13 protein-coding genes and 2 tRNA genes are annotated in these 12,569 nt (G+C 45.4%); 6 read left to right on the forward strand and 9 right to left on the reverse strand.

Annotated features, from left to right (window positions below; genetic code table 11):
- Nucleotides 1-4 precede the first annotated feature (4 nt).
- Both OH458_RS02980 and OH458_RS02985 read left to right on the forward strand, forming a co-directional pair.
- Nucleotides 5-89, forward strand: a tRNA-Tyr gene (locus tag OH458_RS02980).
- A gap of 71 nt (nt 90-160) precedes the next feature.
- Nucleotides 161-245: transfer RNA gene (locus tag OH458_RS02985), tRNA-Tyr, on the forward strand.
- 145 nt (nt 246-390) lie between these two features.
- On the opposite strand, the gene treC is transcribed toward OH458_RS02985, so the two are convergent.
- The 5 genes from treC to gmhB form a co-directional block, all read right to left on the reverse strand.
- Nucleotides 391-2,070 (reverse strand): alpha,alpha-phosphotrehalase, encoded by a 1,680-nt coding sequence (gene treC / locus OH458_RS02990; RefSeq protein WP_269977213.1) that lies wholly within the window; start codon nt 2,068-2,070, stop codon nt 391-393.
- A 71-nt stretch (nt 2,071-2,141) separates the two neighbouring features.
- Nucleotides 2,142-3,566: a PTS trehalose transporter subunit IIBC gene (treB, locus tag OH458_RS02995; protein ID WP_269977214.1), complete on the reverse strand. Its 1,425-nt coding sequence runs from the start codon at nt 3,564-3,566 to the stop codon at nt 2,142-2,144.
- 199 nt (nt 3,567-3,765) lie between these two features.
- Nucleotides 3,766-4,713, reverse strand: a complete 948-nt coding sequence (treR, locus tag OH458_RS03000) for a trehalose operon repressor TreR (protein ID WP_269977215.1) — start codon at nt 4,711-4,713, stop codon at nt 3,766-3,768.
- Nucleotides 4,714-4,765: 52 nt separating this feature from the next.
- On the reverse strand, nt 4,766-5,113 hold the full coding sequence (locus tag OH458_RS03005) for an MliC family protein (RefSeq protein ID WP_269977216.1): 348 nt from the start codon (nt 5,111-5,113) through the stop codon (nt 4,766-4,768).
- A 42-nt stretch (nt 5,114-5,155) separates the two neighbouring features.
- A complete protein-coding gene (gmhB, locus tag OH458_RS03010; protein WP_269977217.1) occupies nt 5,156-5,707 on the reverse strand; it encodes a D-glycero-beta-D-manno-heptose 1,7-bisphosphate 7-phosphatase in 552 nt (183 codons plus the stop codon).
- 246 nt (nt 5,708-5,953) lie between these two features.
- Here gmhB and metN point away from each other — a divergent pair, with 246 nt between their 5' ends.
- From metN to OH458_RS03025, 3 genes are read left to right on the forward strand one after another with little or no spacing between them, the layout of a single operon-like run.
- A complete protein-coding gene (metN, locus tag OH458_RS03015; protein ID WP_269977218.1) occupies nt 5,954-6,988 on the forward strand; it encodes a methionine ABC transporter ATP-binding protein MetN in 1,035 nt (344 codons plus the stop codon).
- On the forward strand, nt 6,978-7,655 hold the full coding sequence (locus OH458_RS03020; protein WP_269977219.1) for a methionine ABC transporter permease: 678 nt from the start codon (nt 6,978-6,980) through the stop codon (nt 7,653-7,655). Before metN ends, OH458_RS03020 begins: the two co-directional genes overlap by 11 nt.
- A gap of 31 nt (nt 7,656-7,686) precedes the next feature.
- Entirely contained in the window at nt 7,687-8,496 is an 810-nt protein-coding gene (locus OH458_RS03025) for a MetQ/NlpA family lipoprotein (protein WP_269977220.1), read from the forward strand.
- 59 nt (nt 8,497-8,555) lie between these two features.
- Here the strand turns inward: OH458_RS03025 and OH458_RS03030 are convergent, their stop codons facing one another.
- The 4 genes from OH458_RS03030 to OH458_RS03045 all read right to left on the reverse strand — a co-directional run bounded on the left by OH458_RS03030 (nt 8,556) and on the right by OH458_RS03045 (nt 11,725).
- Complete coding sequence (locus tag OH458_RS03030; RefSeq protein ID WP_269977221.1) at nt 8,556-9,353, reverse strand: substrate-binding periplasmic protein; 798 nt, start codon at nt 9,351-9,353, stop codon at nt 8,556-8,558.
- A gap of 162 nt (nt 9,354-9,515) precedes the next feature.
- Nucleotides 9,516-11,102: an AbgT family transporter gene (locus tag OH458_RS03035; RefSeq protein WP_269977222.1), complete on the reverse strand. Its 1,587-nt coding sequence runs from the start codon at nt 11,100-11,102 to the stop codon at nt 9,516-9,518.
- 233 nt (nt 11,103-11,335) lie between these two features.
- Entirely contained in the window at nt 11,336-11,461 is a 126-nt protein-coding gene (ykgO, locus tag OH458_RS03040) for a type B 50S ribosomal protein L36 (protein ID WP_005380299.1), read from the reverse strand.
- A gap of 3 nt (nt 11,462-11,464) precedes the next feature.
- On the reverse strand, nt 11,465-11,725 hold the full coding sequence (locus tag OH458_RS03045) for a type B 50S ribosomal protein L31 (protein WP_005475290.1): 261 nt from the start codon (nt 11,723-11,725) through the stop codon (nt 11,465-11,467).
- Between the two features lie 116 nt (nt 11,726-11,841).
- Between OH458_RS03045 and tsaA the strand changes: the two genes are divergently transcribed.
- Nucleotides 11,842-12,537: a tRNA (N6-threonylcarbamoyladenosine(37)-N6)-methyltransferase TrmO gene (tsaA, locus tag OH458_RS03050; RefSeq protein ID WP_269977223.1), complete on the forward strand. Its 696-nt coding sequence runs from the start codon at nt 11,842-11,844 to the stop codon at nt 12,535-12,537.
- Nucleotides 12,538-12,569: the final 32 nt, after the last annotated feature.

The raw sequence follows: 12,569 nt of genomic DNA on the forward strand, positions 1-12,569 counted from the left end.
CCCTGGAGGGGTTCCCGAGTGGCCAAAGGGATCAGACTGTAAATCTGCTGGCACTGCCTTCGATGGTTCGAATCCGTCCCCCTCCACCATATTTTCTCTAAGATAGAGAGCAGCTTGATTGACGTGTTGGGAAAACATCAATTAAGGATAAAAACACCCTGGAGGGGTTCCCGAGTGGCCAAAGGGATCAGACTGTAAATCTGCTGGCACTGCCTTCGATGGTTCGAATCCGTCCCCCTCCACCATTTTCAAGAAACCAGCTCATTGAGCTGGTTTTTTTGTATCTATTGTTTCTCAACGTGCTTTTCCTCCAGACATAAAAAAGCCCCGACATTGCGGGGCAAATACTAGAACTTTTCAGTTCTAACGAAGCAAACACTATAGGGGGTGTTAGCTTTGGAAAAGAATAATGCGCGTTTCATAGGGTTTAAGTACCTGACGCTGAGAAACCTCGCCTTGCAACGGGTAGTTGCCAAGTAAATACGTTGCTGTCGATAAATCTAAATCGCTAGGCAACATGCACTCCGACTCATCACCATAGTAGTTATTCAAACAGATCAAGGTCTGATGCTGCGACTGGCGCTGATAGCCGAAGATAGCCGTGTGTGAAGGATAGAGATCGGTATAGTCCCCAGTCGTAATCACTTCCACTTCTTTACGTAATTTGATCAGTTGCTGGTAGAAATAGAACACAGAGTTAGTGTCTGCAACGGCTTGTTCTGCGTTGATTTCCTTATAATTGTTCGCGACTTGTAACCAAGGCTGGCCTTTGGAGAAGCCTGCGTACTCCTGATGATTCCACTGCATAGGGGTACGTGAATTGTCACGAGACTTCTGCGCAAGGATCGCCAGCATCTCGTCATGAGGAACACCTTGCTCATTGACCATGATGTCGTACATATTGGTACTTTCCACATCACGATATTGCTCTATCGATGTGTAGCCCGGATTGGTCATGCCGATTTCTTCACCCTGATAGATATACGGCGTACCTTGCATCATGTGTACCGAAGCTCCGAGCATTTTCGCCGACTCGACACGGAAGTGTTTATCATCCCCCAATCGACTCACCACACGTGGCTGATCATGGTTACACCAGAACAGAGCTCCCCATCCTTTGCCATTTAAACCGGTTTGCCAGTGGTTGAAAATCTGCTTGAGTTGGATGAAATCAAATGGCGCTTTGGTCCACTTTTCACCATTTGGATAATCTACTTTTAAATGGTGGAAATTAAACACCATTGAGAGTTCTTTGTTATCCAGTGAAGAGTACTGCTGGCAATGCTCCAGCGTCGTCGAAGACATTTCACCCACAGTGACACTGCCATATTGTTGGAATACCGCTTCACTGATCTCTTGCAAGTATTCATGCACACGAGGTCCATCAGTGTAAAATCGGCGGCCATCTCCCTGTTCATCATCGGGAAAATCTTGCTGTTTAGAGATGAGATTAATCACGTCTAAGCGGAAGCCATCAACGCCCTTCTCCGCCCAAAAGCTGATCACCTCTTTCACTTCTGAACGGACTTGAGGATTTTCCCAATTTAAATCGGCTTGCTCTTTGGCAAATAAGTGAAGAAAGTATTGACCCGTTTTCTCATCAAGCTCCCACGCACTGCCACCAAATTTGGATTGCCAGTTGTTCGGGATCCCGCCATCTACAGGATCTTTCCAGATGTAGTAATCTCGGTATGGGCTATTTTTATCCCCCAAAGCCGATTGAAACCAATGATGTTGCGTCGACGTATGGTTGACCACGATATCCATAATAATGCGAATCCCACGCTGATGCGCCTCTGCAAGCAGTTGGTCAAAATCGTCCATGCTGCCAAAGTCTGGGTTAATCGCGTAATAATCAGAAATGTCGTAGCCATTATCGATCATTGGCGACTGGTAAACCGGAGTTAACCAAATTGCGTCAATTCCCAATCGTTGCAAATAGTCCAACTTAGAGATAATGCCTTGGATATCACCTGTCCCTTTACTGCCACTATCACAAAAACTCTTTGGGTAAATTTGATATATCGAGGCGGTTTTCCACCAGTTTGCATCATTTGTGATTACAGACATCATTGAGCTCACTTACCAAAAATAGAAATCGTTGAAGATGGAGCAGCGACGGCCGCTCCATAAAGAAATGCTTATGCGCTTACAGGCTCTAACTCGCCTTTAATTTGTGCGCGCTTGTAGAAGAAGAGTGTCAGTGCCGCAGGAACCGCAATCGCAACAAGCATCGCAATTCCGTAGATGCCCCAGAATTGTGGCTGGATTGACAAGATACCTGGCAGACCACCAACACCGATGCCGTTTGCCATCACACCTGCGCTACCACAAATCGCAGCGGCAATCGCACTACCGATCATTGCGCTCAACATAGGGAATTTGTACTTAAGGTTGATACCGTACATCGCAGGCTCTGTTACACCAAGGTAGGCAGAGATTGCCGCAGGAACCGAGATATCGCGTTCGCCATGCTTCTTGCTGATGATGATGATACCCACAACAGCCGATGCTTGAGCAATGTTAGAAAGTGCAATCAGAGGCCAGATTGGCGTGCCACCTAGGTCTTGCATTAGCTGTAGGTCAACCGCGTTAGTCGTGTGGTGGATACCTGTAATCACAAGAGGTGCGTACAAGAAACCAAATACCATTGAACCAATCACCGCGAAATCACCTGTCATCGCCGCTTTCGCCGCAAACGCAACACCGTCGCCAAGGACTCGACCAAATGGGCCAATCAGTGAGTGAGCAAGCACAACAGAAAGGATGATAGAAACAAACGGCACAACGACTAGGTACAAGTACGATGGGACGATGCGCTTTAGATTTGTTTCAATAAAGGCTAAGGCAACACCTGCCAGCATTGCTGGAATGACCTGCGCTTGGTAACCGACTTTCTCTATGACAAACAGACCAAAGTCCCAAGCCTCCGGCACCTGCTTACCAATCAAGTAAGCGTTCATAAGCTGTGGGGAGACCAAGGTAACACCTAGCGTGATACCCAGAATTGGTGTGCCACCCAGTTTTTTCACCGTTGACCAACACACACCAACAGGTAGGAAGAAGAATATCGCTTCGCCAATCAACCACAAGAAGCTATGAACTGTTGCCCAGAATTGGCTGATTTCCGTTAGAGATTGACCATCAAACATCTTAATGTCGCCAATAACGTTACGGAAACCTAGAATCAAACCACCGGTGATAATGGCTGGCAGCAGCGGGACAAAAATTTCAGCTAAATGGGAGATCCCGCGCTCCAAAATGTTCATGTTTTGACGAGCAGCAAGCTTAGCTTCATCCTTCGATGCTGCCGTTTGCCCTGTCAGTTCAATCAGCACTTTATAGACTTCATCAACTTCAGTGCCAATAACGACTTGGAACTGACCTGCGTTGGTAAAACAACCTTTCACCATTGGCAGAGCTTCTAGCTCTTTTTCTTTTGCTTTCTCGGTATCGTTTAGTACAAAGCGAAGGCGCGTTAAGCAGTGGCTCACACTCGCGATGTTATCGCTTCCACCGACTAACTCAATCAGACGCTCCACTTCGTGTTTCGCAATCTTACTCATATCCATGTCCACCCTAATTGGATTCTCATTCATGTCTGAATCAACATCAGACTATTAACTGACTTATTTTTTGTTATTTTGGGAATGTTCCCATTCATGTTCATTATATTGTCAGATCTGATAAAAGATAAAAATGGGAACAGTCCCATTAATTGAATGAGATCACAGTATAATTTTAAATCACTTTGAAAATAATGGCTTAGAGAGTCAGAGGCTGTTGAGTGAGATGAACCGTCCCCACATCGCCATTTATTTGAGATATCAGTAGGTTAGCTGCTTTTTCACCCGCTAATGAATAACCGGGGTCGATGCTAAATACTTTAGGAAAGAGGAAAGAAAGCAACTCATTGCCACCGACACCTGTCACTACAACGTCTTCACGGTCGAGTTCTTGGAGGCGCTTGATTACACCTAGCGCCAGAGTATCACTGGCACAGACGATGGCTTGTGTCTCGGGTTTGAGGACTTTATCGACAAGCAGATAGGCACTTTCATGATTCAACTGACCGGTTTGGTAGCAAGTCTCTAGTGCATGAGCGTGACACCAAGTTAAGTAAGCATCCAGACGCAGCTTACCCGTTGTTTTGTCACTCGGGTCCACTCCGATAAAGGCAATACGGCTGAGCGATTTTTGCTGCAGATACTCGAGCGCTTTGATGATCACTTGCTCGTTATCGTAGTTGATCGAAGAGACTTGATCCGTATCCATGGCAATCACCACGGTACGGTTTTGCCAACTGCCCAGTTTGGTCACATCAAAATCACTGAAGCCAAACACGATAACTCCGTCGACATTACGCTTTTTCAGCACATCGAGGTGGGCATTAGTCTTGTCGCGATCAAACTGGCTTTCCATGATCACCACGTCATACCCCGCGGCATAAAGCGTATTGAGCATGCTCCCTACCGCTTTATTCTCTGATGGAGAATCCAAGCGTGAAATGATCACCCCAACGACTTTTTGGCTTCCACCACGCATGGTTTGCGCAGACTTGGAAGGTACGTAACCGGATTCTTGAATCACTTGTTCGACTTTCGCTCGCGTCGCAGGCTTTACTTTCGGATCATTGGTCAATACTCGAGATACGGTCGACTTACCGACGCCCGATAATTTAGCAATATCAAGAATGGTTAGTTTTTTACTCATAGGGGGATAGTTAGCTTCCTAGTCTCATGGTTAACGAATCGCGAAGTCTGTGTTACTCGTCAAACTGACAATTTTTGTATATGGTGCGTGCAAATTCCAATCGCGCATTCGTACCTTTGGTATGCAACACAATAGGGTTAGCGGTTGCGGCAGTGCCATCATCCAGTATGTATTTGGTTCCAGAGCCTGACGGGACTTGTATCAAAGGGAACTCTTGCTGCTCTACTCTCAGCCAAGCTTTTTCTTGCCTTGGTAGATAACCAACCTCAAATGCCTGCCCCGCGTCACATTGGTACTGAATCCAGTCCCCTTGAAAGGTGTTGTCTGATTGTGACGCTGATTGGGAGCAACCTGCTAAGGCTACGCCCATCATCACGATAAATCGTCCTTTTTTCATCATGACCTCCAAACAAACAAGGGCCGCCAAAGCGACCCTTTAATGCTATTTAGTGAGATAAGCTGGCACGTCTTTAATACTGTTTAGCACAACAGAGGCAAGCGCCTCACCTTTATCAGTGACTGGCTTACCTGTACGAACAAGAATTTTGGTTCCTACGCCAGCAGCATCCGCTGCCATCATATCTTCCGCTTTATCACCAACCATGACAGAGTTTGCCATGTCAATTTTCAAAAAGTCTCGTGCTGAGATAAACATACCAGGCTTGGGTTTTCGGCAATTACACTCTTCTTTGTATTTACCTTGTCCATGTTCAGCATGGTGAGGACAGTAGTAAAAACCATCAAACTCAACGCCATTATCGACAAAGTTCCAGTCCATCCACTGTGTTAAGTCTAGGAAGCGATCTTCACTAAACTTACCACGTGCAATACCAGACTGGTTAGTCACCAAGACAAGCAAGTAGCCCATCTCTTTCAGTTTCTTCGTCGCTTCAAACACGCCTTCGATAAATTCAAAATCATGCTCATCATGTACGTAACCATGGTCGACGTTAATCACGCCATCACGATCTAAAAAGACTGCTGGTTTAGCCAAAATATGCTTCTCTATCCGTTGCTTTCTTTGGGGTGAATCACCCAGTTATAGTAAGAATTATTGCACGCTTTATTTCTTTCATCACTATCTAATTACCAAACGATTGAGCAAAATAACCATTTAGACGTCTAGACGTAAAAATATCTATTGACAGAAAACACGCGAGACCATAGCATCGTCTACTAAATGAGATGTAGTTCAAAATTATCTACTACTCCCAAGGTAATCGGATTAGCGAGTTTCTCGATGATTGAAATTAATCAAGTTAATAAGGTGTTTTATCAGGGCAAAAAGGAAATCAATGCCCTTAAAGACATCAATCTACACATTCCTCAAGGAACGATTTTCGGTGTAATCGGCTCATCTGGAGCAGGGAAAAGTACGCTTATTCGCTGTGTAAACATGCTGGAAGCCCCAACAAGTGGCTCTATCATTGTTGACGGCGTGGACCTCACTAAATTATCAAAGTCTGAACTGAGCAAAACACGCCGCAACATCGGCATGATTTTTCAGCACTTTAATCTGCTTTCTTCTCGCACTGTATTCGATAATGTTGCGCTTCCACTTGAGCTGGCTGGCGCCGAGAAAGAAAAAATTAGCACCAAAGTGACTGAGCTATTGAAACTAGTTGGCCTTGCAGACAAGCATGAAAGCTACCCATCCAATCTAAGTGGCGGCCAGAAGCAGCGTGTTGCGATTGCTCGTGCACTGGCATCAGATCCAAAAGTGCTGCTGTGTGACGAAGCCACCAGCGCCCTCGATCCAGCGACCACTCAATCTATTCTTGAGCTACTTAAAGAGATCAACCGTAAGCTGAATATCACAATGCTGCTGATCACTCACGAAATGGACGTAGTGAAAAGCATCTGTCACGAAGTGGCCATTATTGGTGGTGGTGAGCTCGTTGAAAAAGGCACGGTCGGCGAAATCTTTGCCCACCCGAAAACGGAACTGGCCCATGAGTTCATTCGCTCGACGCTGGATCTCTCCATCCCAGAGGATTACCAAGCCCGCTTGCAAGAAACTCGAGTTGAAGGCAGCTACCCACTGGTTCGCTTAGAATTTACGGGAGCAACGGTAGACGCGCCACTGATGACGCAAATTGCACGCAAGTTCAATATCGACGTCAGCATTTTGAGCTCTGATCTTGATTATGCAGGTGGTGTGAAGTTCGGCATGATGGTCGCAGAACTGTTTGGCAATGAGCAGGACGACAATGCTGCTATCGAATTCCTCCGTGAACACAACGTAAAAGTAGAGGTGTTGGGTTATGTCCTTTAATACAGTATCAGAATGGCTAAACCTCAATGGCAACTTGCTGATTGGAGCAACTTGGGAAACCCTTTACATGGTCGCGGTTGCCGGAATTGTTGGATTTGCCGTGGGCATTCCACTTGGTGTTATTCTCCATACCACGAAAAAAGGTGGTCTACTCGAAAACACCAAGCTTAATAGCATACTCGGTGCCATCGTGAACATCGGTCGCTCTGTGCCATTCTTGGTATTGATGGTTGCCATAATCCCTGTGACAAAAATTTTAGTCGGCACCTTTATCGGTACTACAGCCGCTATCGTACCGCTCACCATCGGCGCAATTCCATTTGTCGCTCGTTTGATCGAAGGTTCCTTGCTTGAAGTACCAACAGGCCTGGTAGAAGCAGCGCAATCGATGGGTGCAACACCGGTACAAATCATTTCTAAGGTATTGCTTCCTGAAGCGCTACCGACCATCGTCAACTCAGTCACTATTACATTGGTTACGCTAGTCAGCTACTCAGCAATGGCAGGAACGGTAGGTGGTGGTGGTCTAGGTGACGTAGCCATCCGTTACGGCTTCCATCGCTATGATGTGGTCATAATGGCAGTAACGGTCGTGATGCTGATTATTTTAGTGCAAATTATTCAGTCTATCGGCGATGCCATTGTGCGCCGCGTCGATCACAGATAAAAATTATTCGATTTATTACAAGGAGATAGTCATGAAATTCAATATTAAAGGTCTTTTGGCAATTGCCGCTGCTGCATCAGCACTAGTGTTATCTGGCTGTGGTGAAAAAGCCGCGGACAACAGCAAAATCAAAGTAGGTGTTATGGCAGGTGCTGAAGCACAAGTTGCTGAAGTTGCTGCAAAAGTAGCAAAAGAGCAATACGGCCTAGACGTTGAACTTGTTACTTTCACTGACTACGTAACGCCTAACGCTGCATTGGATGACGGTTCAATCGATATCAACGCATTCCAACACAAGCCATACCTAGATCAGCAAGTGGCAGATCGTGGTTACAAACTGACTATCGCAGGTAACACGTTCGTTTACCCAATCGCTGGTTACTCTAAGCAAATAAAATCTGTGGATGAGATTCAAGAAGGCGCGCGCATCGCTGTTCCAAACGATCCAACTAACCTAGGTCGTTCACTGCTACTTCTTGAGCAGCAAGGTCTGATCGAACTTCGTGAAGGTGCTGGTCTACTAGCAACGGTTCGTGACATCACGGCAAACCCGAAAAACATCTCAATCGTTGAGCTAGATGCAGCGCAACTTCCTCGTTCTCTAGACGACGTAGCGCTATCTATCATCAACACAACTTACGCAAGCTCTATCAACCTAACTCCACAAAAAGATGGCGTGTTTGTTGAAGACAAAGAGTCTCCATACGTAAACCTAATCGTTTCTCGTGAAGAGAACCTAAATGCTGAAAACGTTCAGAACTTCGTTAAGTCTTACCAGACAGAAGAAGTTTACGCAGCAGCATCAGAAATCTTCCAAGGTGGCGTGGTTAAAGGCTGGTAATCACCACTTTATCTAGCCAAGCAAAATGAATAGGGCTGACGTGAATGCGTCAGCCCTATTCATTCTCCACTCGGCTCAACTCTCAAGCTATCAAAGTACCGTTCAATCAGCGCTTGATATCGACCGTCACGCTTCATAGCAGCGAGCTCTGCATCAAACTCATTCTTTAGATCGTGATGCTGGCGAAGCTTTGAAAAAGCAATGTAGCTTGGCGTTGCTTCTAATGAAGGCACCAGAATCTTCAGCGATTGGTCGAGCCCATTTCGTACCATAATACTGCGTGCCCCAAACTCATTATTGACCCACACATCAGCGCGCTTTGCTCTGACAAGATAAGCACAGTCCTCAGTTTTATTGCGTTTAAAAATCACTTTAAACACGCCAGTCTCCAGCAAATCGTCCATTCGTTTGCCATAACTCACTCTGTTGACCACACATATAGAGAGTGAGCTCAAGTCACGTTGGAAAAAATCGATACTGCTTAACTCACTATCAATCAAGGTAATCAAGCTAATATTCTGGGTAAACAAAACTTGTTGGCTATAGTCCGCAAATTGTTCCCGTTCTTGGTTTTTGAATGCGGTAAAGATGGCATCTGAGCGACCATGTTGAATGTTATTTAGTGCCCTCGCCCATGGCAGAACTTGGATAGTGATGGGTTGTTTGAGTTCAGCAAAGACCTCCTTGACCAACTCAACCGCCACGCCAGAAATCTTATCGTCATGGTGTTCAATATACGGTGGGTACTCCAAAGTCACTAACTGTAGCGTCGAGCTCGCACCGAGATAAAAACTGCTGAAGTAGACCAGGGAAATTAGGATATGAGTCAATCGCTTCATACTTATACGAACAGGCATTCGTTACACAGTCTCTGTGTTTAATCGCTCCAAATACTGCAAGCCTGCCCTCCTAAATAAGTATTCTATAAGTAAAGTTCACAACCCTATCTTGTCAAACCGATTTGCCTACAAAAAAGCCGGAGTAAAAACTCCGGCTCAACGTGTAATCAATTATCTGGCTTAAGGTGTGTAGTACGTTGCAGCACCCGGACCAACAGGTAGACCGAAAACGAATACCCACAGGTAGAACAGTAGACTCCAACCAACAATGAAGACGATTGAGTAAGGCAGCATGGTTGCGATCAGCGTACCGATACCCAGATTCTTCATGTAACGTGTTGCTACCGCAAGGATTAGACCAAAGTAGCTCATCATAGGCGTGATGATGTTAGTCGTTGAATCACCAATACGGTAAGCCGCCTGAATCGTTTCTGGCGCGTAGCCAACCAACATTAGCATTGGTACAAAGATTGGCGCAGTTACCGCCCATTGAGCAGAAGCTGAACCGATCATTAGGTTAATGAAGCCACACATTAGGATGAATGCGAAGAACAGCATTGGGCCAGTTAGACCGATTTCCTGTAGGAAGCTTGCACCCGCGACTGCGAATACCTGACCAAAGTTAGTCCACTTGAAGAAGGCAACAAACTGAGCTGCGAAGAATACAAGTACGATGTACATGCCCATAGAAGACATTGACTTCGCCATGGCATCAATCACGTCACGGTCAGTCTTCATTGAGCCTGTTACTTTACCGTAAACAAAGCCTGGGATAGCAAAGAAGACGAAGATAAACGCGACGATACTTTTCAGGAATGGTGAACCTGCCACTGTTCCTGTTGCTGAACGTAGAACGCCATCTTCAGGCACGATTGTCCAAGCAAGAAGTGCCGATACCGCAACTACCGCTACACCAGCCAGTTTCAGACCTTTCTTCTCAATATCGGTAAGCTTACCCATTGAGTCGTTAGATAAGTCTTCAGACGCTTCTTCATCGTTGTATTTGCCAAGTTTTGGCTCAACGATTTTCTCCGTTACGAACGCACCTGTAATGGCAATGAAGAAGGTAGAAACAAACATGAAGTACCAGTTAACTTCTGGGCCAACAGTGTAAGATGGATCAATCATTTGCGCAGCGGTTTCTGTGATACCAGAAAGCAGCGGATCAACCGTACCGATAAGAAGGTTTGCTGAGTAGCCACCTGATACACCCGCAAATGCCGCAGCAAGACCTGCAAGTGGGTGACGACCTAAAGAGTGGAACAACATCGCCGCTAGTGGAATAAGAACCACGTAACCTAGCTCAGACGCTGTATTTGAAATGATACCAGCAAACACGACGGTAACCGTCACCATACGCTGAGACGCCCCCATTACCATGCCACGCATCGCAGCAGATAAGAGACCGGAATGTTCAGCAATCGCAACACCTAGCATAGCCACAAGTACCGTGCCTAGCGGGGCAAAACCAACAAAGTTCTTCACTAAGTTAGTAACGATCAACTGTAAGCCTTCTGCATTTAACAAGCTCACGACATGGATCATGCCATCAGCTGCGCGACCTTTCGCACCTTCAGGGCGAGGATCCATAACAGAGACTTCAAAGTAACCTGCGATTCCAGATGTCACTAAGATAGCAACACAGAAAAGTGCAAATAGAGTGATTGGGTGGGGTAATAGGTTCCCCAAATATTCAACTGTATCTAAAAAGCGCGTGAACAGCGGCTTTTTTGGCGAGTTTTGTTTAATCGAAGCAGATGAACTCATCTGTTCCCTCCTTGTAGTTATTCCTGCGCTTTTTTGTGACAAAGATGTCAACAAAGCCCGCGCAGGTTACTAGACAAGGTGTACGATATAAAATCTAAAATGTTACAAACTGTGTTCTATTGCACAATATTTAACGCAATAAGAACAAAAAATTAGCAATTAACACCATATTAAAAACACAAATCAGGATTATAATTCATATAAATACATGCATTCTGTTTATTTTTCGTGCGCTATTTTTGTACTGCTTTAAATCGAGGGTTCGTTTTACAGATCACATAGAGACGCCCTCTTCGTTTAACGATTTGACAATCCGGATGACGGCTTTTCGCACTTTTTAAAGACTTTACCACTTTCATTGATTACTCCTTCTCTTTTGTAAATTGACCAAAGCGACGTTTGAAGTTTGCCACGCGCCCTTCCTGATGAATGACTCGCTGTTTACCGGTGTAAAACGGGTGAGATTTAGAGGACACTTCAATCGTAAAGTATGGGTAGGTTTTGCCATCTTCCCACTCGATGGTGCGATCGGTTTTTAGCGTCGAGCCTATCAAGAAGTATTCATCGATACTCGTGTCATGAAAGACGACCGTTCTATATTCAGGGTGGATGTTAGGTTGCATAAATACTCTCACTTAAATTGTTATGTTATAACATTATAAATGATAATTATTATCAACCCGTTTTGCTAGCCATTTTTGTGATATTTTTTGCTCGTTCACCATTTAGAGAGAGACACATGTACTCTGTAACGCCCATTGGCTACATCGAAAGCCCATATAAAGAGAAATTTGCGGTTCCTCGCCAACCTCGTTTAGTAAGCGGTGCGACGTCTCGCTTAAGATTAATTGGTGAGGCAAACACACCGGAAGCACTAAGAGGGTTGGAGCAATTTTCCCACGTCTGGCTATTATTCTTATTTGACCAAAATTTAGCCGCAGGATGGAAGCCAACGGTGAGACCTCCTCGGCTTGGTGGAAACGAACGTATTGGTGTATTTGCTTCTCGCTCAACCTTTAGACCCAACGGGATTGGAATGTCTGCTGTCGAAGTAAAAGGAATCGATAAGCGCGGTGACCAAATGTATTTGAACCTTGGTAATGTCGACTTGGTCGATGGTACGCCTATTCTTGATATTAAGCCTTACATTCCCTACTCGGATTCGATCCCAGATGCGACGGGAGGCTACGCAGAGCAAGCCCCTCAAACCATGGATGTTATCTTTAGTGAATCTGCGCAAGCCACGCTCATCAAGCGCACGCAGGGGGCAATGGAAAGTGAGGTGATCAAACAAGTTCTAGCGCAAGACCCTCGCCCTGCATACAAAAAGAACAAACCCGACAGTAAAGAATATGCGGTAAATTTGTTCGATTTGAACGTTAAGTTCACCGCTAACGACAACTTAATAACGGTTACCATCATTGAGTGCTTTTGACGAAGGCAATTGGCTGATATTATAAGCGGCTA

The sequence above is a fragment of the Vibrio sp. MarTm2 genome, from assembly GCF_027587055.1.
GTDB lineage: Bacteria > Pseudomonadota > Gammaproteobacteria > Enterobacterales > Vibrionaceae > Vibrio > Vibrio sinaloensis_D.